16 protein-coding genes and 8 tRNA genes are annotated in these 21138 nt (G+C 70.0%); 18 read left to right on the top strand and 6 right to left on the bottom strand.

Annotated elements, in window-relative coordinates; all coding sequences use genetic code 11:
• Positions 1–3: 3 nt before the first annotated feature.
• The gene (locus ACYVIP_RS02120) at positions 4–924 is read right to left on the bottom strand and encodes an aminoglycoside phosphotransferase/kinase family protein (RefSeq protein ID WP_460391340.1); all 921 of its coding nucleotides are present in this window, start codon (positions 922–924) and stop codon (positions 4–6) included.
• A 52-nt stretch (positions 925–976) separates the two neighbouring features.
• Positions 977–1447, bottom strand: coding sequence for a hypothetical protein (locus ACYVIP_RS02115; protein WP_460391338.1), 471 nt, complete (start codon positions 1445–1447; stop codon positions 977–979).
• Here ACYVIP_RS02115 and ACYVIP_RS02110 point away from each other — a divergent pair.
• Positions 1422–1862 carry a hypothetical protein gene (locus ACYVIP_RS02110; protein WP_460391336.1) on the top strand — a complete coding sequence of 147 codons (441 nt, stop codon included), beginning with the start codon at positions 1422–1424 and terminating at the stop codon, positions 1860–1862. The two genes, ACYVIP_RS02115 and ACYVIP_RS02110, sit on opposite strands and share 26 nt — an antisense overlap.
• Before the next feature lie 40 nt (positions 1863–1902).
• On the opposite strand, the gene ACYVIP_RS02105 is transcribed toward ACYVIP_RS02110, so the two are convergent.
• The gene (locus tag ACYVIP_RS02105) at positions 1903–2220 is read right to left on the bottom strand and encodes a hypothetical protein (RefSeq protein ID WP_460391334.1); all 318 of its coding nucleotides are present in this window, start codon (positions 2218–2220) and stop codon (positions 1903–1905) included.
• 150 nt (positions 2221–2370) lie between these two features.
• On the opposite strand from ACYVIP_RS02105, the gene ACYVIP_RS02100 reads away from it, so the two are divergent.
• The 4 genes from ACYVIP_RS02100 to ACYVIP_RS02085 are packed head-to-tail and all read left to right on the top strand — an operon-like array spanning position 2371 to position 6165.
• Entirely contained in the window at positions 2371–3381 is a 1011-nt protein-coding gene (locus ACYVIP_RS02100; protein ID WP_460391332.1) for a FecCD family ABC transporter permease, read from the top strand.
• Positions 3378–4412, top strand: a complete 1035-nt coding sequence (locus tag ACYVIP_RS02095) for a FecCD family ABC transporter permease (RefSeq protein WP_460391330.1) — start codon at positions 3378–3380, stop codon at positions 4410–4412. The genes ACYVIP_RS02100 and ACYVIP_RS02095 overlap by 4 nt, the downstream gene beginning before the upstream one ends.
• Positions 4409–5218: an ABC transporter ATP-binding protein gene (locus ACYVIP_RS02090; RefSeq protein ID WP_460391328.1), complete on the top strand. Its 810-nt coding sequence runs from the start codon at positions 4409–4411 to the stop codon at positions 5216–5218. The genes ACYVIP_RS02095 and ACYVIP_RS02090 overlap by 4 nt, the downstream gene beginning before the upstream one ends.
• Positions 5215–6165, top strand: coding sequence for an iron-siderophore ABC transporter substrate-binding protein (locus tag ACYVIP_RS02085; protein WP_460391326.1), 951 nt, complete (start codon positions 5215–5217; stop codon positions 6163–6165). Before ACYVIP_RS02090 ends, ACYVIP_RS02085 begins: the two co-directional genes overlap by 4 nt.
• A 93-nt stretch (positions 6166–6258) precedes the next feature.
• Here ACYVIP_RS02085 and ACYVIP_RS02080 read toward each other — a convergent pair whose 3' ends face one another.
• Positions 6259–6828, bottom strand: coding sequence for a TetR/AcrR family transcriptional regulator (locus ACYVIP_RS02080; RefSeq protein ID WP_460391324.1), 570 nt, complete (start codon positions 6826–6828; stop codon positions 6259–6261).
• Positions 6829–6876: 48 nt separating this feature from the next.
• Here ACYVIP_RS02080 and ACYVIP_RS02075 point away from each other — a divergent pair, with 48 nt between their 5' ends.
• From ACYVIP_RS02075 to ACYVIP_RS02055, 5 genes are all read left to right on the top strand, one after another.
• Positions 6877–7833 carry a zinc-binding dehydrogenase gene (locus ACYVIP_RS02075; RefSeq protein ID WP_460391322.1) on the top strand — a complete coding sequence of 319 codons (957 nt, stop codon included), beginning with the start codon at positions 6877–6879 and terminating at the stop codon, positions 7831–7833.
• Positions 7834–7945: 112 nt separating this feature from the next.
• A complete protein-coding gene (locus ACYVIP_RS02070; RefSeq protein WP_460391320.1) occupies positions 7946–8803 on the top strand; it encodes a hypothetical protein in 858 nt (285 codons plus the stop codon).
• Entirely contained in the window at positions 8790–13169 is a 4380-nt protein-coding gene (locus ACYVIP_RS02065) for a caspase family protein (protein ID WP_460391318.1), read from the top strand. Before ACYVIP_RS02070 ends, ACYVIP_RS02065 begins: the two co-directional genes overlap by 14 nt.
• Positions 13170–13215: 46 nt before the next feature.
• Complete coding sequence (locus tag ACYVIP_RS02060) at positions 13216–16743, top strand: AAA domain-containing protein (protein WP_460391316.1); 3528 nt, start codon at positions 13216–13218, stop codon at positions 16741–16743.
• Positions 16743–17414, top strand: coding sequence for a hypothetical protein (locus ACYVIP_RS02055; protein WP_460391314.1), 672 nt, complete (start codon positions 16743–16745; stop codon positions 17412–17414). Before ACYVIP_RS02060 ends, ACYVIP_RS02055 begins: the two co-directional genes overlap by 1 nt.
• A 61-nt stretch (positions 17415–17475) precedes the next feature.
• Here the strand turns inward: ACYVIP_RS02055 and ACYVIP_RS02050 are convergent, their stop codons facing one another.
• Positions 17476–19122, bottom strand: a complete 1647-nt coding sequence (locus tag ACYVIP_RS02050) for a peroxidase family protein (protein WP_460391312.1) — start codon at positions 19120–19122, stop codon at positions 17476–17478.
• A gap of 232 nt (positions 19123–19354) precedes the next feature.
• The gene (locus ACYVIP_RS02045) at positions 19355–19834 is read right to left on the bottom strand and encodes a hypothetical protein (protein WP_460391310.1); all 480 of its coding nucleotides are present in this window, start codon (positions 19832–19834) and stop codon (positions 19355–19357) included.
• A 420-nt stretch (positions 19835–20254) separates the two neighbouring features.
• On the opposite strand from ACYVIP_RS02045, the gene ACYVIP_RS02040 reads away from it, so the two are divergent.
• The 8 genes from ACYVIP_RS02040 (at position 20255) to ACYVIP_RS02005 (ending at position 21090) form a co-directional block, all read left to right on the top strand.
• Positions 20255–20337, top strand: a tRNA-Tyr gene (locus ACYVIP_RS02040).
• Positions 20338–20361: 24 nt separating this feature from the next.
• A tRNA-Arg gene (locus ACYVIP_RS02035) sits at positions 20362–20435 on the top strand.
• Between the two features lie 9 nt (positions 20436–20444).
• Positions 20445–20518: transfer RNA gene (locus ACYVIP_RS02030), tRNA-Leu, on the top strand.
• 15 nt (positions 20519–20533) lie between these two features.
• Positions 20534–20609, top strand: a tRNA-Leu gene (locus ACYVIP_RS02025).
• Position 20610: 1 nt separating this feature from the next.
• A tRNA-Arg gene (locus ACYVIP_RS02020) sits at positions 20611–20685 on the top strand.
• Between the two features lie 10 nt (positions 20686–20695).
• Positions 20696–20768: transfer RNA gene (locus ACYVIP_RS02015), tRNA-Asn, on the top strand.
• A 2-nt stretch (positions 20769–20770) separates the two neighbouring features.
• Positions 20771–20847: transfer RNA gene (locus tag ACYVIP_RS02010), tRNA-His, on the top strand.
• A gap of 115 nt (positions 20848–20962) precedes the next feature.
• Positions 20963–21090 (top strand) — tRNA-OTHER (locus ACYVIP_RS02005).
• Positions 21091–21138 lie beyond the last annotated feature (48 nt).

The raw sequence follows: 21138 nt of genomic DNA, 5'->3' as shown, positions 1-21138 counted from the left end.
CGGTCAGGCGTGCGCGCGGCGGAGCCGTTCGGCCGCCTGTGCGCGCAGGGCGTCGCCGCACACCGGGCGGTCGCCGTGCAGGGCCTCCCAGCGGGCGTTGTGCGCGGCCGGCCAGAGACTGGCCGCCCACGCGATCTCCTGCTCCGCCACGGTGAACCGGTGTCCTCGGCGGTCCTGGTAGGCCGCCAGGAACGCGGCGGAGCTGTCGATCGGGGCCAGGGTCGGTGGGGAGGCGTTGGCGAAGGTGCCACAGGCGGCACCCGCCAGCGCCGCCGCCGGCTGCCAGGCCAGGCTGTCCCAGTCGTGCACGGCCAACACCCGCCGGCCGTGCCAGCGGAGGTTCTGCGCCTCGAAGTCGGCGTGGCCGAGCACGCACGGCAGGTCGGTGGCCAGCAGTCGTTGGCGGGCCCGGTCGGCGGTGTCGACGACGAAGGCGGGTACCGCGCGCTGGTCGCGGTCGTCGAGGAAGTCGATCGCCGGCCACAGCCCGGAACCGGTGTGGTCCCACCGGGCCCAGCGCGGGTTGGGCAGCGGCGGCGCGACGGTCACGTCGGCCAGCTCGGTCATCAGCCTGGCGAACACCTCGGCGTAGCGCACCGCGATGTCCGGCGAGTCGCCGCGCAACACCTCACCGCCGGCCAGCGACTCCTCGGCGTGCACGGCCAGCGCGCCGACGCCGGTCACCGGCGTGATCGGCCGGGCGCACGGAAACCCCCGCCGCGCCAACCGATCCTGCGCGGCGACACAGGAGGCGGCCCGGCCGTCGTCCGCCCGCGCCTTGACCACGACGTCCCGGCCGTCGGCCAACCGCAGCCCGTACACCGCCGAGATCGACCGGCGCTCGAACAGCACGCTGACCGGCTCGGCCGCCAACTGGTCAACACACCAGCCCGGCAGCCAGCCCGGCAGTTCGTCCACCGTCATGGCGGGTATTTTGTCAGACCGGTCGATGACGGCGGTTCTACTGACCGGATTCTCAGACCGGGATGCGGTTGTCCGGAATGACGGGCTCCTCCTCCGGTACCAGTGCACTGGTGTCGATCGGTTGGTCTCCGGAAGAGTTGACGCTTTCGAAGTCGTCCGGGGTGAACGAGTCATCGGTGACCACCATTGGCGGCGGCGGATTGACCTCGTAGGACGACTCGGGCTTTCGGATGACTCTCTTGTGCAGGTAGTCGAGCATCTTGTCCAGCCGCTTGATCTCCTCCTCCACGGCGGTGCGGATCTTGCGCACGTTGGCGGTGGCGCTCTGCATGACCTCCCACGGCCAGAACCCGGTCATGGCGATGGTGACCTCGGTCGCCTGACCGAGGCTCTCCGCGGCCAGAGTGAGACCCGCGATCATCTCCGCGGTCGTCGCGGCCGCGGTGGCCGTGAACGAGACGAAGCCGCCGACCAGTCCGACAACGCTGGTGGTGAGCGTGAGCAAAAAGCCCTGGCCACGCATTCTGCGCGTCCTGTTGTTTTGCCCTGACCTCCTCCAGGAATTTGGTGACGTCGCTGTGCGTCGACGCGACCAGTCGCGCGTACGCGGTCTGGACGGCGCGGATGCCCTCCGCGATGGCGATGTAGTTTTCCACGGCGTTACACATGTCGTCGTTGAACATCTTGTAGTTCTGTGCGGCCGCGCCTGTCCAGTTGTCGAGCAGGCCGTTCTTGACATCAAGGATGCCGCCGCTCGACTTGGCGTCCATGGCATCGCTGACATAGCCGAGTTCGTGGACCAGGTCCTCGGCATCCGCCGGACTACCGGAGTAGAGCTTGTAGATCTCGGTTTCGAAGGCGTCCACCTCGGCCTCCGCGACGAAACCTGTTGGTCCCTCTCTGGTCAGGAACCAGTGTGTGACCTCACTGAGCAGTAGGTCGTCTGCCGCGCTGATCATGGTTCTACCTCGCTCACGGTCAGGGATGTTGGCGGGCCAGGTTGTCTCTCGCCTCCTGGTCGGCTTCCTCGTAGCGGCGTGCGATCTCGGTCAGCGCCGTCGACGAGCGGTGCAGGGTTTCGGCGGTTGAGCTCAGCACCACGCTGTACGCCACTCGCAGGTCGTCGTACTTCTGTTCGACTCCGCCGTGGAGGTAGGTCAGGTGGTAGGCGTCGTGCTGAAACGCCACGGTGTGCGTGAGCGCCTCCTTGGCGCTCTGTACCCGGTCGCTCTCGTTCTGCACGTAGACGGCTGCCGTCTCCAGGTTCTCCAGGTCCAGCTGGAATCCCGAGTCCATGCGTGTCCTCGCTTCGGTGTGCTGGTGTCGCTCGCTATCGCACCTCGGCGCGCGGAGTGGTGGTAGTCGGCCATTTACACCACAGCTGCCGATGGCGGGCGAGCAGCAGGGTAGCCTCACCTAAGTTTTCCGGGAGGCGGTGGTGAGGTGGTGTCCACTGAGTCCTCCCCTGCCCGGCGGCGGGTGCGGGGCGGGGGGTGGCTCGGCGGGGCCGCCGTGGCGCTCGTCGGGCTGGTGGCGCTGAGCCTGCTCGTCGGGTCCAAGGCCATCCCGGTGGGCACCGTGATCGACGCGCTGACCGACTTCGACCCGACCGACAACGATCACCTGTTCGTCCGGGAGGAGCGGCTGCCCAGGACGCTCATCGGCCTGCTCGTCGGGATCGGGCTCGGGTTGGCCGGGGTGGTGATGCAGGCGGTCGCCCGTAACCCGCTCGCCGACCCCGGCGTGCTGGGGATCAACGCCGGCGCCTCCTTCCTGGTGGTCGTCGGGATCACCGTGTTCGGCGTCACCTCGCTGACCGGGTACGTCTGGTTCGCGTTCGCCGGGGCGATGCTCGCGACCGTGCTCGTGTACGGCGTGGGGGCGCTGGGCCGGGAGGGCGCCACGGCGGTGAAGATCGCGCTGTCGGGCGCGGCCGCCAACGCGGCCTTCGTGTCGCTGACGACTACCGTCCTGCTGTCGGACACCGACACCTTCGAGCAGTTCCGGCTCTGGCAGGTCGGGTCGCTCGCCGGGCGCGACGGGCAGGTGCTCGCGCAGGTCGCGCCGTTCCTGCTCGCCGGGATCGTGCTGGCGCTGGTCTCGGGACGCCTGCTGAACACGCTGACCCTCGGTGACGACGTGGCCCGCGGGCTTGGCCAGAACATCGCGCTCGCCCGGGGCATCGCCGGGGTGACCGTGGTGCTGCTGTGCGGCGCGGCCACCGCGGCCGCCGGCCCGATCGCGTTCGTCGGGCTCGCGGTGCCGCCGGTGGCCAGGATGGTCGCGGGCACCGACCACCGGGTGGTGCTGCCGGCCGCGCTGCTGTTCGCGCCGATCCTGGTGCTGGCCGCGGACATCCTCGGGCGGGTGGTGGCCAAGCCGGGGGAGGTGCAGGTCGGCATCGTCACCGCGGTACTCGGCGCGCCGGTCTTCATCGCGCTGGTGCGGCGGCGGTGACCCCGCTGACGGTGACCCCGCTGACGGTGATCGGCGCCCGCCGCCGACGGGCCCGGCTGGTCGCGCTGCTGCTCGCGCTGGTCGTGGCGGGGGCGTTCCTGCTGGCGCTCAGCGTGGGCACCGCGTTCGTGTCCCTGCCCGACGTGCTGTCCACACTGGCCGGTCAGGGCAGCGCCGACACCGACTACATCGTGCTGGACCGGCGGTTGCCCCGGGCGCTGACCGCGGTCCTGGTCGGCGCCGCGTTCGGGCTCTCCGGCGCCATCCTGCAGAGCCTGCTCGGCAACCCGCTCGCGAGCCCGGACGTCATCGGCATCAGCGCGGGTGCCGGCGCGGCCGCGGTCACCGGGATCGTCGCGTTCGGACTCAGCGGGGCGGGGATCGCCGCGGCCGCGCTGGCCGGGGCGCTGGGCACCGCGCTGCTGATGTACCTGCTCGCCTGGCGCGACGGGGTCACCGGGTACCGGCTGGTGCTGGTCGGCATCGGGCTGGCCGCGATCCTGTTGAGCGTCACCAGCTACTTCATGACCCGCTCCCAGGTCACCAGTGCGCAGGACGCCCTGATCTGGCTCACCGGCAGCCTCAACAACAGCGCCTGGGAGAAGCTCGTCCCGCTCGCGGTCGCGCTGGCCCTGCTGGTGCCGGCCACCGCAGCCGGCGCCCGCGCGCTGGACCTCATCGGCTTCGGCGACGACACCGCGAGCGGGTTGGGCGTGCCGGTGCGCCGCGTTCGGTTCCGGCTGCTGCTGTGCGCGGTGGCGCTGGCCGGCACGGCGACCGCCGCGGCCGGGCCGATCTCGTTCGTCGCCCTGCTCGCGGCGCCGATCGGCCGGCGGCTGGCCGGCGACGGTGGCCCGGCGCTGCTGCCATCGGCGCTGGTCGGCGCGTCGATCGTGGTGATCGCCGACTTCGCCGCCCAGCACACCCCCGGCCTGCCGCAGGTGCCGGTGGGCGTGCTGACCGGCGCGATCGGCGCGCCCTACCTGCTGGTCCTGCTCGCCAGGATGAACCGAGGAGGCCACGGCGGATGACCGCGACGCACACCCTGACCACCACCGACCTGCGGTTGGCCTACGACCGGCGCGAGGTCGTGCACGGGCTCACGCTGACCGTGCCACCAGGACAGGTCACCATGATCGTCGGCCCGAACGCGTGCGGGAAGTCGACGCTGCTGCGCGGGCTGGCCAGGCTGCTGGCGCCGACCGGGGGCGTGGTCGAGCTCGACGGCCGCGACATCAACGCGATCCCCGGCCGCGAGGTCGCCACCGTGCTCGGCATCCTGCCGCAGACGCCGACCGCGCCGGAGGGCATCACGGTCGCCGACCTGGTCGGTCGCGGCCGGTACCCGCACCAGGGCTGGTTCCGGCGCTGGACCTCGGCCGACGAGGTCGCGGTCACCGAGGCGATGCGCGCGACCGACACGCTGGAGCTGGCCGCCCGCCCGGTGGCCGAGCTGTCCGGCGGGCAGCGCCAGCGGGTGTGGATCGCGATGGCGCTGGCCCAGCGCACCGACGTGCTGCTGCTCGACGAGCCGACCACCTACCTCGACGTCGCCCACCAGGTCGAGGTGCTCGACCTGCTCCTGGACCTCAACCACACCGCCGGCACCACCGTCGTGGTGGTGCTGCACGACCTGAACCTGGCCTGCCGCTACGCCGACCACCTGATCGCCATGCGCGAGGGCGCGATCGTCGCGCGGGGCGCGCCGACCGACGTGGTGACCGCCGAGGTCATCGAGCAGGTGTTCGGCATGGCCTGCCAGATCATCCCCGATCCGCTGTCCCGTACCCCGATGGTCGTGCCGAGGGGCCGACACCGAATGGAGCACCCGTCGTGAGGAAGTTGTTGGTGGCACTGACCGCCGTCGGCCTGCTTGGCACCGCCTGCGGTCAGGTCGAGGAGACCGACGCGAAGCCGGACGGCGCGACCGTGCAGACCAGGTTCGGCGCGGTGACCGTGCCGGCCGACCCGAAGCGGGTGGTCGCGGTCGGCTGGTCGGACGCGGAAACCGCGTTGGCCCTTGGCGTGCAGCCGGTCGCCGCGAGCGACTGGCTGGCCTTCGGCGGCGAGGGCGTCGGCCCGTGGGCGGGCGGCCGGTACGACACGGCGCCGACCATCCTGGGCACCCAGGAGCTGGACTACGAGCAGATCCACGAGCTGGACCCGGACGTCATCCTCAACACCCGGTCGGACAACAGCGAGGAGAAGCACCGGGAGCTGGCCAAGATCGCGCCGACGGTCGCCGCGCCAGCGGACGTGATCGCCTACGGCACGACCTGGCGCCAGCAGGTGGAGCTGGTGGCCGCCGCGCTGGGCAAGGAGGAGGAGGGCGCGGCGCTGATCACGAAGGTCGAGGACAGCCTGACCGGGGCCGAGGCCGACCACCCGGAGTTCGCCGGCAAGTCCGTCGCGGTCGGCGCCTACTTCTCCGACCAGTACGGCGCCTACGTGCGCGGCGACGCGCGGGTCGACCTGATGGAGAGCCTCGGGTTCGGCCTCAAGCCCGAGATCCAGGCGTTGGCCGGGGACTCGTTCTACGTGGAGCTGGCCCGCGAGCAGGTGGAGTTGCTCGACGCGGACCTGACCGTGGTGTTCCCGATCGGCGCGGACGCCTCCGCGTTGCGCGCCGACCGGGTGCTCAACCAGCTGCCGTCGGCCACCGCCGGCCGGCTGGTGATCCTGGACGACCCGGCGCTGGCCAACGCGTTCTCCAGCGGTTCGGCGCTGGGCACGCTGTACGCCGTGGAAAAGGCGGTCCCACTGTTCGCCGACCCACTCACCTGACCCCGTCACCCCCCGGCTGCGATGCCCTGAATGAGGCATTGGCGACGCTCAACGTCCTGAATGGGGCATTCAGGGCGGTTGACCGGTGCTGGGTCAGGCGCGGAGGCCGTGGATCGCGAGGGCGGCGAAGCGGCGGGAGGCCGCGACCCTGGCCGCCGGCGTTGGGGCGTGGATGCCGCTGTTGGCCTGGAGGATGAGGATCAGGTCGTCCGGGACGACGTCGGCGCGTAGCCGGCCGGTCTCCTTGGCGCGGTGGGTGAGCTCGGCGAGGGAGCGCCTCGCCTGCCGGCGGTTGGTGGTGTGGTCCACCGCGTTGGGGAAGGTCGACATGAACGCGGTGGTGAAGCCGAGGTCGAGGGCGTGCAGCTCGCAGAGTTTCTCGATCACGAAGCAGAGGCCGCGCCAGGGATCCGGGTCGGCGAGCCCGTCGTCGACGATCGTGTAGCAGGCGTGCATCTGGTCGGTGAACGCCTCGGTGACGAGCACTTCCTTGGTGGGGAAGTGGCGGTACAGGGTGGCGGGCCCGACGCCGGCGCGGCGGGCGATCTCGCGCATCGGCACGGTGAGGCCGTCGGCGGCGAACACCGTGCGGGCGGCGTCGAGGATGCGTTCCCGGTTGTCCTGGGCGTCGGAGCGCAGGATCTGGGGTGAACGGTGGGGCACTGTCTCACTTTAGCTAACCGGACGGGGGCGTCCGTTAGCGTCGGTGACATGAAGGCAGTAGCGATCAGGGCATTCGGAAGTCCCGACGGTCTCGCGGTCATCGACCTTCCCGACCCGAGCCCCGGCGACGGGCAGGTACTGGTCACGACCGAGGCCATCGGGGTCGGTGGCGGTGACGCCATGATCCGTAGCGGGGTGCTGTCCGCGTACGGGTTCGAGGAGGGTTACGTGCTCGGGGGCGAGGTCGCGGGCACCGTGACCGCGGTCGGCGGGGGCGTCGACCCGTCCTGGGCCGGTCAGCGCGTGTGGGCGTTCACTGGTGTCGGCGGCGGCTACGTCGAGCAGGCGATCGTCCCGGTCGAGACGCTCGTCGCGCTCCCGGCGGACATCTCGGCGGTGGACGCGGTGACCCTCGGCGGTTCCGGCGCGGTGGCCCACTTCGGTCTGCGGCACGCGCACTTCACCGCCGGTGAGTCGGTGCTGGTGCGCGGCGCGGCCGGCGGTATCGGGGTGCTGGCCGTGCAACTCGCGGCTCGTGGCGGGGCGAGCGCGGTCGCGGTCACGACCTCGTCGGCCGAGCGCGGTGCCCGGCTGCGCGCGCTCGGCGCGACGCGGGTGCTCGACCGCGCGGGCGATGGCGGCGGGAGCTATGACGTCATCATCGACATCGTCGCCGGTGCGGACCTGCCGTCGTTCTTCGCCAGGCTCAACCCGAACGGCCGGCTGGTGGCGCTCGGCGCGGTCGCGGGCCATCCGCCGGCGGACTTCGGCATGGAGCTGTTCACCGCGTTCCGCAAGTCGATGTCGTTCGCGACCTTCAGCGCGGACACCGTGTCCTCGGCCGACCGGAGCGCGGCGACCGCCGAGTTGTTCGCGGCCGCGAATCGCGGCGAGCTGACCGCGGTGACGCACGAGGTGCTGCCGTTGGCGCTGGCCGCGTTGGCGCACCAGAAACTGGAAGCCGGCGAGGTGTTCGGCCGGATCGTGCTGACACCCTCCTCCTGACCCTGGTAGCCGGCTGGTCCGCGTTTGGTCCGCGGTTGGTCCATCGGCTGTCGACCGGGTGCTGACCGCTGGCAGCGTCGGCGACCAGATACCTGAGGTCAGGGGGGAGCCGATGTCCGACCCGATCGCGGCCGAGCTGGTGATCGTGCACGGGGTCGGCCAGCAGGTGAAGGGTCCGCGCACGTTGTCGGCGGAGTGGGGCAACTCGGCGCGCGACGGGTTGGCACTCGCGGGCTGTCATGATCCGGACGGGGTTGGCCTGTCGGTCCCGTTCTACGGGGACGTCTTTCGCCAGGATGGCAAGGCGACCGGCGAGTTCGCCGACAAGTCCGAACTGGACGATCTGACGGCCATCGAGCGCGCGCTGTTCGAGGTGTACTGGCAGCGGGCCATGGAGGTGGAGCCCGACCGCCTCCGGCAGTTCCCGGGCAAGGGCAAGGGCAAGGGCCATGGCCAGTCGGCGGGGCGGGTCCTTCGGTTGGCGAGGACCAGGTACTTCCAGACCATCCGGCCACTGGTCGACAGCGCGCGCCAGACCCGGCGCTACCTGGAGGACAACGCCGTCCGGCACGAGGTGTGGCGCCGGGTGGCGGTGGCCATCAACGGCGGGACGCGTGTGGTGGTCGGGCATTCGCTCGGCTCGGTCGTGGCCTACGAGGTGCTGTACGCCCACCCCGAATGGCGGATCGACACCTTCCTGACTCTCGGATCCCCGTTGGGGAACCGGCTGTTCCGCGATCGGCTGCGCGGCGCGCCGGGGCTGGCGCGGTTGCCGCGCCCGGGGTGTGTGCGCCGGTGGGTCAACGTGGCGGACACCGCGGATCTCGTGGCGGTGCCGTTGCGGCTGTCCGAGTGCGCGGACGGGCCGGTGGTGGACCGCATCGTGCACAACGGGGCCCGCGCGCACGCCATCGCGTCCTATCTGACCGATCGACTGGTCGGCAAGGTGATCTGTGATGCTCTCCACTGAACGGCCGGATCTCCGCATTCACGCGCTGATCGTCGGCGCGACCCATTATCACGAGGACCTGCGTCTGCAGACCCTGCCGTCGGTCGACGACGATGTGCGGCGTATGACCACGCTCTACCAGCGGCTGGGCGCGGATGTCGTGCACGACTCGGACATCGGCAAGGCGAAGTTCGCGCAGGCACTGGCGCGGTGGGCGGGCAAGGACCGTACCGAACACGACGTCCTCGTCTGCTACTTCTCCGGGCACGGAGGGCGGGCGGAGAACGCGCACCAACTGTTTCTCACCGATGACGGCGTCAAGCTCAGCGAGATCGTGGACGCCGTGCGGGACACGGCGGTTCGGTACGCGTTGTTCATCCTGGACTGTTGTTTCGCCGAGCAGGCCGCCGCTGAGGCGAACTCGTTGCTGCAGAGCTATTGCTGGGACGGAGAAAGCAAGGGGCGCACCTACCGGGTGCTGTCCGCCGCCCAGGCGTTCGAGCGCGCGGCCGAGGGGGCGTTCAGCGAGGCGTTCGTGGCCGCTGTCGGCAATGAGGCCCACGGCGGCCCCAAGTCGCCCTACCTCAATATCGACGGCATCGTCGAGGAGGTACGGGATCGGCTGGCTCCCGGGCAGGGAGTCTCGCTCAGCCCGTCCACCTGGGCCGAGGCCTGCAAGGCGCTGCCCAACCCGCGGTATCGACCGATGCGCCGACCGGCGCCGTCGGATGGTGTGTTCCGGGCACGTGACGCCGAGCACTGGAGCGTCCTGGCCCGTTCGGTGGATCGCGCCGAGGACGTCGGCGACTACTTCACCGGCCGGGAGGACGTGCTGCGCCGGCTCACCGAATGGCTCGCCGCCGCCAGCACCGATCACCGGGTGCGGATCGTCACCGGCGCCCCCGGCTCGGGGAAGTCCGCGATCCTCGGGCACTTGGTGCGGTTCGCCACCGAACGGGAGGCTGACTCGTCGCTCGCCGGGGTGGCGGTGACGGCCAGACAGAAGGGAGTCACCGAGCTGGTGGCCGAACTGTGCGACTGGCTCGCCGTCAGGTATCCAGGCACCGAGGCGTTCCTGAATGCGTTGGACGAGCTCACGAGCCCGGTGACGATCATTGTCGACGCCTTGGACGAGGCCGCCGAGCTCGGCCGAATCCGGGACAACCTGTTGATCCCGTTGGCCTTGCACGAGCATGCGCGGTTGGTGGTCGGCGGTCAGCCGCACGCGGTCGCCGGCCTGGACGTCGTCGACCACGTCCTGGTCCGGGTCGACGAGGCCGACGGGCGCACCGATCTGGTGTCCTACGTCAGGCGCAGGCTGGCGGACACACCGGGCTGGGTCGGGCACGGTGCACCGGGCACCGCCCACGGGCTGGCCATGGCGGTCGGCACCCGGGTGGGGGCCGACTTCGTCGCCGCGCGCCTGCACGTCGACCGGCTGGTGCCCCGGCTACCCGAGCTGGCGTTCGACGACGTCATGCGTCCCGACGAACTGCTCGACACGGTGATTCCCAACCCGTTCCGGCTCTTCGCGGACACCGTCGAGACCATGGACCCCGATCGCCCCCGCCGGGCACGTGACCTGCTCCTGCCGCTGGCCATGGCCGAGGGCAACGGTCTTCCATGGGGGGACATCTGGCCGAAAGTCGCCTCCGAACTCTCCGGCGAGCACTACACCAGCGACGACGTGCGGTGGATCCAGCGGAAGGCACCGACCTACATCGTCGAGGACCTGTTCGAGCAACAGTCGGTGTACCGGCTGCGGCACGACAACTTCGCGGGTGCGCTGCTGGAGGCCCCGGGGCACGACGTGGCCAAGTCACACCAGCGGATCGCCTCCGCGCTGATCAAGCTGACGCCCGAGGTCACGGGTGGCCAGGCCATGGCCGGCGGCCGGGACTGGCTGCGCGCCGACCCGTACATCCGCGCCCATCTGCCGACCCACCTCAGGAAGTCCGGGATGAGCGCGGACGGGCGCCTGCTGACGGACCCGAGGTTCCTGGTGGCGGCCGCGCCGCACAGCCTGGCCCCGTTGGCCTCGGCGTCGGGCAGGCGAGCGTCCGACGAGGATGTCAACCGCGTACCCGCCGCGATCTACCGGTGGGCGGCCGATGACCTGGCCGAGAGTCCGGGACACCGGGCGGCACTCCTCGAACTCGGGTCGCGTTACTTCGACCGGCCGAAGCTCGCCGAACGGCTCGGTGAGCTCCCGGTGGCCCAGCCGTGGCGGGTGCCGTGGGCGGACTGGCGGACGCCGAGTTCCCACCTGCCGTTGGGATATCACCGAAGCGCGGTCGCCAAGCTGATGACGATCTCCTGGCAGGGATTACCGGTGGTGCTGGCCGTGTTCGCGGACGGGATGACGCGCACCTGGCTGGCCGAGGACGGCACGACGCTGTGGCCGGCCGCCGAGCTGTTCCCCAGCAGGTCGGTCAACCACCTGGCCTTCGCGGTCGTGGACGACAAGCCGCACGTGGTCGCGGCGACGGCGGCCGGGCTCGGCGTGTGGGACCTGGTGGACAACGAGCCGATCGCGGATCGACTCTGCGCGGACAGCAAGATCACGGCGATGACCGTCGCCGACCGGGACGGCACGCCGGTGGCGATCGTCGGGGACAACCACGGCGTGGTCCAGATCGTCTCGTTGACCGACGGAACCGAGGTGTGTGACTCGTTCCAGCTCACCGAGGCTGGCCTCGTCACCCTGCGCGTCCTCGCCCCGGGGGACGGCGGGATCAGTGAACCGGTGCTGCTCGGCGTTGACTACCGTGGCCGGCTCAGCGCCTGGCTGCTCGGCTCGATCCGACCATTGTGGTCGATCTCCTCGCCGGTCGTCGCGAAGAACAGCCGAATGGCCACAGTGGACGGTACGAGCCGGTTCGTCCTCGGAACGCCGGAGGGCACCATCGACGTGTGGGATGTGGAGTCCCGGCGCCGCAGTCGGGTCATCGACGTTGGCTCCCGGGGCATCTCGGCCATCGCGACGGCCGGCGCCCTGGCCGCGGTCAGCGGGCGCGACCAGTTGGTCCGCGTGTACGACCTGAACACCGGTCAACCGGCCGCCGAACCGCTGCGTGGCCACACCAACAAGGTGTCCGCGCTCGCCTTCACCTCGGTGGCCGGACGTCCGGTGCTCGCCTCCGGTGGACACGACCGGGCGGTGTTGCTGTGGCGGCTTCCTGACCACGATGGCGGGCACCTGACCGAGGCGCGGAACCCTCGACAGGATGGGGAGAACGCGGTCGTCGTCGCGCAGGCGGACGGTCACAAGTGGACGGTCACCGGGCGGCGTCGAGGCGAACTGGCGAAATGGCACGCCACGTCCGGCTTCCGGAGCCCGGACCGGTTGCCGCCGGCGTACGGGAAGGTGACCGCACTGGCCTCCGTGCGCGACGAGTCGGGGGAGCCGATCGTCGTGGCCGGCGACGAGACGGGCAACCTGCTGGCCTGGCGACTGTCCGGCGAAGCCGTCGGTGGACCGATGAGCGGGCACACGCGCACGATCAACGCGCTCGCGGCGGGCATCCTCGAGGACGGTTCGGCCAGGCGGCCGGTCGTGATCTCCGCGAGTGACGACGGCGGTGTCCGGTTGTGGGACCTGCTCGGTGGGTGCGAGCTTGCCAGGGAGCCCGCCGCACACGCCGGTCCCGTGCTGAGCCTGGCGGCGGGCAGCCAGCCGACGACGTTCGTCACCGGCGGCCGGGACGGCGTGCTGAAAACTTGGCAGGTGCGCAGGGTGAAGGGCGAGCACGTCCTCTGTCAGGCTGCCAAAAACCCTCCACGGATCGGTGAACCGATCACCGCACTGGCGGTGGCCCAGACCGACACCGCCTCGCTGGTGCTGTTCGGCACCGCCCGCGGTGACATCGACGTCATCGGCCTCGGCAGCCCAGAACCGCGCCGCGACGCCAAAGGCAACCGGGTCCGGGGGACGATGCGACCGCCGACGCTCGCCGGCCGCGGCCCGGTCCGGGCCATCGCGATCACGACCGCACCGGGCGACCCGACCCGGCCCATCGCGGTCATCGGCAGCGCGGACGGCACGATCCACCTCTACGACGTGACCCGGCCCGACTGGCGGGCGGTACCCACCAGAGGGGCCGTCACGGACCTGGCCGCGGTGCCGGACGAGCACGCGGTCATGGTGGCGGCTCGCCAGGGCATCCTCCGGTTCGAGCTGCTGGTCTGGCCATGGTCCACAGCGGACTCCGCGCCGGTGGTGCCGGTAGCCAGGACGAAACGCAAGGCCAGCAGGCGAAGCAAGCTGAAGTATCGGCGCAGGAGCCTGACCCGACTGGCAGTCATGCTCAAAACCCATATCGCACAACGAACCGCGCGGGAAGAAGAGCCTTCCGCCGGGGCCACCGATGGCGATTCGCCGCGGTAGCCTGGTTCGGGTCCTGGACCAGCGCTACGACATCCTTCGTGGACCGATGGCCCACGAGCGTGGCGGTGCGCTGTGGTTGGCCCGCGACCATTCCGGCACCGAACGTCTGCTCCAGACCTGGGACGACGACCAGACCGGGCGTGCCAAGTGGACCCATCGGGTCGATCTGTTGCGCCGGATCTCCGCCGCCCCGGGTTCGGAGTCGGGCCTGCTCACCCTGCACGCCTGCGGTGTCAGCGGCGGGCACGGGGTCCTCGTGTACGCCGCGCCCGGAGGGCACCGCCTCGTCGACCTGCTGGCCGAACGGGCCACCTGCCCGTGGCTGGTGGCAACGGACCCCGCTTCCCGGGCCGCGCTGTGGGGCGGGCTCGCGGGCATCGCCGCCGGCCTGGACCTGCTGCACGACCAGGCCGTGCTGCATCGCCTGGTGAGCGCGGAGAGCGTGTTCGTCTCCCCGGCGGTCGGTCCGGTCTCGTTGCGGCTGGGCGGTTTCGCGCACGCTGCCCGTCCTGGCGAGCCGGTGGAGCCGTTACCGGAGAACTGGGCGAGTGACCCGGACGCCTCGACGCTGTGCGACACCGGCCAGGACTGGTTCGGTTTCGGCATGCTCGCCGCACGGTGCCTGCTCGACCTCGAGGCGCTCGCGGACACCGGCGCCGCCGAGCGGGCCGGGTGGATCGACGCGATGCTGGCGCGGGCCGCACATCTCGTCCCGGCCGAGCGCGACCTGATCCGGCATCTCGTGCGCACCGGACCGGGACGCGCCATCGTGCCGCGCGGCAGCATCGTCTCGCGGATCAGCGAGATCCGCGCGACGCTGGCGGAGCACGTCGGATCGTGGACGCCGCCTCCGCCCGATGGGCAACCGCTGTCGCTGCTCGTGGACCCGGCGGAGCCGACGTTGCGGAGCGCGGTTCGACGCGCCGGCCTGACCTCACCCAACCCGACACCGGCGGATGTCCTCGGCGCCGTCCAGGACGATCTCGACACGCACGGTGTGCTGTTGCGCACCTTGTCCGGCGGTTACGCGAACGGCCATGAACTCGCCCTGTCGGGCACCGACCTCACGTTGCGGCTCTCGCCTGCCGGGGAGGACTCCGGCGGCTGGCAGGCGGCGCGGTGTGCCGGCGCGATCTCACCGGCCGAGGTGCCGGCGTCCTCGGCCGGGGTTGTCGTGCCGACCAGGGTCGTCGTGCGATCCGAACCAGAGACCACCGGTCACCAGCCGTGGACTCCGTTCCTGCCTCCGCTGACGCCGCCGGAACCGGTGCCCGAACGGACGTTGATCATCGAGGCGCTCCGGTTCGCCGCACAGATCGAGTTGCTGCTCCAGGACGCGGAGTCCTATGGATACACGCTGGTGTCCTCTCAGGACCGGCGCGTCGTGGTGCGTGGCACCCCACGCGGTCGGGAACCACTCGATCTGTTGCGCACCCAGCCGACGGTGGCGCGGTTCTTCGAACAGCTCATGCGGCGTCGTGCCGGCGGTAATCCCGCCATCCCGGTGTTGGTCGAGCACGAAGAGGACACCGTCGATCCGAAGTCGGACAGGAAGAGCAAGGGCTGGCGGGTCGAGGAGGTCGACGTCGCCGCCGACACGGTGCGCCTGGTCTGGGACCGCGACGGCAAGCCGCGCGCACTGCCGGAAACCGGCACCATTCGCGTCGTGGACGCGCCCGGCCAGCTCAACCTGGTCGGCCGCCACCAGCGGACGGTGCGGGCGGTCGGCGACAACCGTTACCTGCTGCGTGGGCTCACCAGTCCCGAAACCCTGCGGGGCGTCGGCACCCTCCGGACACCGGTGGCGCTGCCGGCGGACGCCGGTCTGGATGACAGCAAACGCGCCGCCCTCGCCGACATCGCCGCCGCCGAACCGCTGTATGCCCTGCAGGGCCCGCCGGGCACCGGCAAGACCACCTTCGTGGCCTGGCTGATCCGCTGGCTGCTCGACAAGGCCCCGGATACCCGCATCCTCGTCGCCGCCCAGTCCCACGCCGCGATCGAGGTCCTGATGGCACGCACGCAGGCGGTCTGTGAGCAGGCGGGCCCGCTGATGTTGCGGCGGGGCAACCGTTCCGAGGACGGTGAGTCACAGGACATCGGGACCGGAGGCGAACTCGCCAACGAACTGCTCGACCGCGTCGTCGCCGGCTGGGAACTGCCGGTACCCCGTCCGGAACTGGCCGCGGTACGGCAGGCGTGGCTGGACGCGTGCCAGGACACCCTCGATGAGGTCGAACGGCAGAAGCTCGCCGACCACGAGACCGAGAACTGGCGCACCAGACGTTTTCCCGCCTTCGTCCGCCGGGTCGAGACCTCGGCCGCCGTCGTGTTCTGCACCTCCAGCGCTCCCGACCTGGACATCGCCGACACCCGCAACCGCTACGACTGGTGCGTGCTGGAGGAGGCGGGCAAGATCCCCGGCTTCGAGCTGTGCACGCCGCTCGCGACCGCGCGCCGGTGGCTGCTCATCGGCGACACCGCACAGTTGCTGCCCTACCGGGTCGAGGACTACGAGGCCGCCCTCGACCGGCCGGAGGAGATCATCGACGCGTTACGCGACCTGCGCGCCAACGACGAGGACCTCATCGACCGGGGCCTCATCCGGAGTTGGGACCAGCGCGATGACCGGAGTCGAGCCGAGCTCGTCGCCGAGTGTCGGCGATGGCTGCAACCGTTTCGGCAGGTGCGCGACCGCTGCCTCGGCGAGGCGCGGCGGCGCACCGTCACCCGCCCGGTGGCCGCCCAGGCAGGCGTGCTCACCGTGCAGCACCGCATGCATCCGAGGATCGGTGACCTCGTGTCCACTGTGTACTACAACGGCCGGCTGCGGCACAGCACCGTCGACGAGACCGGGGTGCCGCTCGACTCGGTTCACCATCACCTCACCGCGCCGGTCGAACTCGCCGGCCGGGCGGTCGCCTGGCTGGACACCTCCCACCTCGGTGACAGCGCGGTGGAGTGGGGGCCAGAGCAGAACGTCGCGGAGTACGTGAATGTCGGGGAAGGGCTGGCGATCATGGACTTCCTCGCGTCGGTGCGGTTGTCGGCGGCGCATCCGCTCGATCTCGCGTTGCTCTCGCCGTACGCGCCACAGGTGCAGCTGCTGTCGTGGTTGCTTGCCAACCGGTGCCGGCTTCCCGCCGGGCTGGAGCCGGTGATGGCGGCCGGAGCGGTGTCCCGTAGCGCACGCGGCCGCCTCGGTGTGTTCACAGTGGACTCCTTCCAGGGAAACCAGGCCGATGTCGTGGTGGTCAGCCTCACCCGCGCCAACCACCGGTTCCCCGGCACCGGGCTGGGTTTCCTGCGACGGGCGCAGCGGATCAACGTACTGGTCTCCAGAGCCGAGCGACTGCTCGTGCTCGCGGGAAACTGGGAGTTCTTCCACGCCCAGGTCAGCAACGTGCCGCTCCGCGGGCTCACGCATCCGCTGTGGCACTGGCGGAAGTTGCTCGCGTTGCTGGCCGACGGCTTCGACCAGGGCTGGGCGACCCGCGTCCCGGTGCACGCCGGCTACGCCGACCGGGAGCAGCGAGAGTTGTTCGAACAGGCCAGGGGAGCGGGGTTTCGTTGATGAGCGTGCGCGTGCGCGTGCCCACCCAGCGGCTCGCGGTGACCTATGTCCTGGCCGCGGGCGAACCTTTCACCCTGGTGGAGGAGTTCATGCTGCGCGCGCTGGACGCGTGTGGCCAGAACGGCGCCACCGTGGACGAGCTGGCGTCGGTGCTCACCATGCCACGGACGGTGCTGCTCGGCAGTGCCGAGGCGCTGATCCGCGCGGCCCTGGTCGGTCTCGGCGGCGGAACCGACCGCCTGGTACTCACCCGGCACGGTCGCCGTGAAGTGAGCCTGGCGCCGCCATCCGGTCCCCCGCCGTGGCAGCCCATGTCGGTGCCGGCCGGGTTCGTCAGCGAGACCGAGACGCTGTCCGCCACCGTCCTCATGGACCTGGTGCACGGCCTGGTGGCCCCCGATTCGCCGGATCGCCTGTTGCGACAGGGCACCCCTGCGCTCGAACCCCGAAAGACGGTAGGTGACCTCGTCGTCAGCAGGTTGACCGCCGTGCTGTGGCGACGATACCGCCACCAGTGGGTCGCCAGGATCGTCAGGGTCAACCCCGCCGGCGCACCGCGGTACCTCGCGGTGCGCGCCAGTCCGGAGACCGGCGTCATCTCCGGTCTGCCCCGAGAATGGGACAACCAGCGGCAGTGGGCCGACACATTGCGTGCGGCCGGCATCTGGTAGCCGGAGAACAGGGCGCCCCGAGACGTGTCGGGGCGCCCTGTCATGGTGGCGAACTACCCCCTCAGTCGCCAAGTGGGTTGAGCAGGTCGGTCTTTCCGTCGAAAGCGAACAACATCAGGTCGGTCATCCGGAAAGTGTTCCGGTCCGGCCCGAAACTCGGCCGCCAGGACGGATCCCGAACGATGGAGACCCGACTGCCCTCAATGGACCGGTGGAACACCTCGGCGACGATCCGGCCGCCGACGGCACCGAGTCGTCCGCCGTTGAACTCGGCCTCCCGCAGAATGTAGAACCACAACGGAGTCGTGGTGGTCACGACGGACTTCTGCTTGTCGGTGAGCGTATCCAGGAGCACACCCTCGTTGCCCCGCAGAATCTGCTCGGCGGACAGCGGTTCGACGCGGAACATCTTCGCCATCTGCTGGCCGCTGGCGAGGTTGACCATGTTCGCGCGGGTGAGGTTGCGGAACGCGAGGTTGCGCTGGATCTCGGGGAACTCGGTTCCCCGGCCGCCGAACGTGCCGGCCGGCAGGCGCCGGAGCGGATCGACCAGCAGGGTGTCGATGCGCTTGGTGACGTTGCCACCGGTGGCGGCCGGTGGCGCCAGGTCCGGTCGGCCCGCCGTGCTGAAGTCGTAGAGCCGACGGAAGTCCGCGATCCAGTTGGTCGGCAGCCGGTCGACGATCCCCGAGTTGGGGTCGTCCAGGTCGCCGCCCGCGAAGTTGCCGGCGACCCCGGTGAAGGTGAACAGCAACTCGAGCGTGCCGAGCGCGGGACCGCCGGTCTGGAACACCCGATTCCACTGGTAGGCGCCGCGGATCATGCTGTGGCCAAGACGATAGGCCGCGACCGCGAACTCGAGCGGCATGGTCGGCCGGATTCCCTGGCGGCCCCGCGCCTCGAAGTGCCGGCGCCCGTTGGTGAACACATCGGACACGATCGCCGGGTCGACGATGCGCGGCAGGAAGTCGGTGCGCAGCATCCACTGGTAGTGCCGGACGACCTGCTCGTGTGCCTGGTCGAACAGCCGCCTGCCGTTCAGGCCCTTGAGGGCCAGTTCCTCGACGACCCGGTTGTGGAACCTGATGAACGCCAGGTGGGTCTGCGCGACCACGAGGTTCTCGTCGTTGCGGGCGTCGGGAATGAGCGGCAGCCTGCGGTCGGCCAGCGTGCCCTCGGTGCCGCCGACCCGGGGGAGGTCGAAACCGTCGAGTTCGACGCTCACTCCCTGGTCGTTGGGCGGAATGGCGGCCGCCGTGGTTCGGCCGAGCTTGAGGGTCACGCCGTCCTCGTTGTAGAACTTGCGGTCCTCCCGGTCGGCTGGTCCGCGACCGTAGACCGAGTCCAGGTCCAACGCGGGCGACCGGCCCTGGACCAGTTCGTCGAGGTTGACGTCCTCGCCGAGCTGTACCTCGGTTCGGTCCAGGGTCAGGTCGTGGTCGACGAACTGGCCGAGGTAGGTGAAGCCGGCCGGGATCGCCGGCTCCGCCGAGTCCGGCTGGGCCACCTGCGGGTCGGTCATCGCGGTGGCCAGTGCGATCCTGGTCTCCTCGTCGATCTGCGCGCCCCGTGGGCCGAGCCGGGAGAACCGGAACCGGCGCAGTTCCTCGGCGGTCAGCGGTTCTCTGGCTGTCGGGGTGCCGGTCCGGTCGAACTCGAGCACTCCTTCGCCGACGACGAAGAAGCTGTCGCGAGCATGGCGTTTCATGGATTTCCCCCAAGAATGCTCTGTCTGGATCATTCGATAATCCAGACCGGCTCGCCCCCTGCGCGCCTGATTCCACTAGTACCAGAGGTTCGACCCGGTAGCCAACTGAAGATATTTCCGTATCTGTCCGAACACTCCACGTGAGCATTTCGTGCGGGTTGGTCGACGATCATGATTTTGTTGATCAATGCGCGAACAAAGTCCCGGACAAATCGGAGTGTCCACATTGGAGCTAATCGCAGTACTGCCACTCGGTGGTGGTGATGCCGTGGATCCCGCCGCCGTAGATCGCGCCGATGGAGCCCGTCCACCTGATGCACGTGCCGGCCGCCTTGCCGCTGGCCGCCGCGTAGTGGGCGTAGTTTCCCTCATCTGTGATGGTCGGCCTGCCCTGGCGCTCCAGGACGGCCTCGGTGTAGCTGGCGACGCCGTGTGCCCGGCCGACCCGCAGGGTGACCACGCAGTTCTCCTGGTAGCTGCCGCTCCACAACACGTACACCTCGCCGAGCGGCATGTTGTTGCCGTCATCCCAGATATCGGTTCTGGTGAGTTCGGTGTAGGCGCCGTTCGACCAGCCGCAACCCTGCGCCGAGACGACGGCTTCGCCGAGGGTGTGGGCCGAGGCGGGTGCGGCCCCGAGCGTGACCGAGGCGAGCGCGAGACCCATGGTCAGACCGATACGCGCGAACACGCGCCGGTAGGTACGAGACATGAACAGGTCCTCTCCGGTGTGGATGCCTCCACCATGACCCGGCCCGCGCGGACTGTCCTTGACCGGGCGTGCACAGTTCCTTGACGCAGCCGTAGTGGTCGCCGGTAAACGGCGTTGACGTCCGCTGTGGTCTGCGCGATGATGTGTGCACACAATCAACCGAGGAGCAGTCATGACGAACATGCGAAAGCCAGGGTCGCATCTGCTGCCCCGGCTGTCGTGGTGCTATCTGAGCTGCGAAGGCTTCCCGTCATGATGTAGTCCACGTCATGTCGAGGGAGCCGCCCATCGGGTAACCGATCCGGGCGGTTTTCTCTGTTTTGGGTACCCGAAAACAATTCTTTCTGTTTGTGCTTACCCCTGCCCAATTGACGTTGGTCGGGTGCTGATCATTGACATCTACACAGTGGAGCACATCGCGGTGGAGACGGGGCTGTGGAGCCTCACCCGGCTGTAACCCGGGCGTCCTTGTGACACAGGGGGTTCGACTCCCTCCTCCACCACGTTCCTGGCTTCCCGCCAGGTACACCCCTGTAGCTCAAGTGGACAGAGCGCCGCGCTACGAACGCGGAGGCTCCAGGTTCGAGTCCTGGTAGGGGTACGTCGTCACGCGGTTCTAGCCCAACTGGCAGAGGCACCTGGTCGAGAACCAGCCCAGTCGGGGTTCGACTCCCCGGAGCCGCACTGTGTTATCGCCAAGCCCTTGTAGCCCAACGGAAGAGGCACCGGACTCAGAATCCGGCCAGTCCAGGTTCGAATCCTGGTAAGGGCACCACGCCCCTGTGGTCCAACGGACACGACACCGGCGTCCGAAGCCGGGGACGCAGGTTCGACTCCTGCTGGGGGCACCATCATGTTCTTTCCTCTGAGGCGCGACTGGCCGCGCACCCGACTGTTACTCGGGAGGTACCAGGTTCGAGTCCTGGCAGGGGAGCTGTGGCCGAAGCCGAAGGAGACGAGGCCCCGGGCTGTGACCCCGGGTGAAGCCGGTGCGAGTCCGGTCGGCCACCCCAGCTCGCCGTGGATGTCCTCGGCGATCGACCGCGCGCGGTTCAGCAGCCAGCGAGGCCTCATAAGCCCCGCCGACGTGGATCGACACCACGGCGCGCGACTGACGAAGATCGACCTGGGTCGTTAGCTCAACTGGTAGAGCAGTCGAATGGATAGCGCATCCGCTCTCCGCGTACGCGGGCATGGAGGTGCTTCCTTCTCCTCTGTTGATCGACAGGTTCGGGGTTCGAGTCCCCGGCGGCCCACGCTGACTGCTCCACTGTGGATAGACAGCGCCACCGAGAGGAGGACCC

Source organism: Actinophytocola sediminis, from assembly GCF_054779715.1.
The sequence above is the reverse complement of the archived record's forward strand: the minus strand, read 5'-3'. Positions and strand labels throughout refer to the sequence as shown.

Bases quoted from the DNA above. Each gene is read 5' to 3' on its own strand.
- ACYVIP_RS02120 (WP_460391340.1), bottom strand. From the start codon at position 924: ATGACGGTGGACGAACTGCCGGGCTGGCTGCCGGGCTGGTGTGTTGAC.
- ACYVIP_RS02115 (WP_460391338.1), bottom strand. From the start codon at position 1,447: ATGCGTGGCCAGGGCTTTTTGCTCACGCTCACCACCAGCGTTGTCGGA.
- ACYVIP_RS02105 (WP_460391334.1), bottom strand. From the start codon at position 2,220: ATGGACTCGGGATTCCAGCTGGACCTGGAGAACCTGGAGACGGCAGCC.
- ACYVIP_RS02090 (WP_460391328.1), top strand. From the start codon at position 4,409: ATGACCGCGACGCACACCCTGACCACCACCGACCTGCGGTTGGCCTAC.
- ACYVIP_RS02075 (WP_460391322.1), top strand. From the start codon at position 6,877: ATGAAGGCAGTAGCGATCAGGGCATTCGGAAGTCCCGACGGTCTCGCG.
- ACYVIP_RS02070 (WP_460391320.1), top strand. From the start codon at position 7,946: ATGTCCGACCCGATCGCGGCCGAGCTGGTGATCGTGCACGGGGTCGGC.
- ACYVIP_RS02065 (WP_460391318.1), top strand. From the start codon at position 8,790: ATGCTCTCCACTGAACGGCCGGATCTCCGCATTCACGCGCTGATCGTC.
- ACYVIP_RS02060 (WP_460391316.1), top strand. From the start codon at position 13,216: ATGGCCCACGAGCGTGGCGGTGCGCTGTGGTTGGCCCGCGACCATTCC.
- ACYVIP_RS02055 (WP_460391314.1), top strand. From the start codon at position 16,743: ATGAGCGTGCGCGTGCGCGTGCCCACCCAGCGGCTCGCGGTGACCTAT.
- ACYVIP_RS02050 (WP_460391312.1), bottom strand. From the start codon at position 19,122: ATGAAACGCCATGCTCGCGACAGCTTCTTCGTCGTCGGCGAAGGAGTG.
- ACYVIP_RS02045 (WP_460391310.1), bottom strand. From the start codon at position 19,834: ATGTCTCGTACCTACCGGCGCGTGTTCGCGCGTATCGGTCTGACCATG.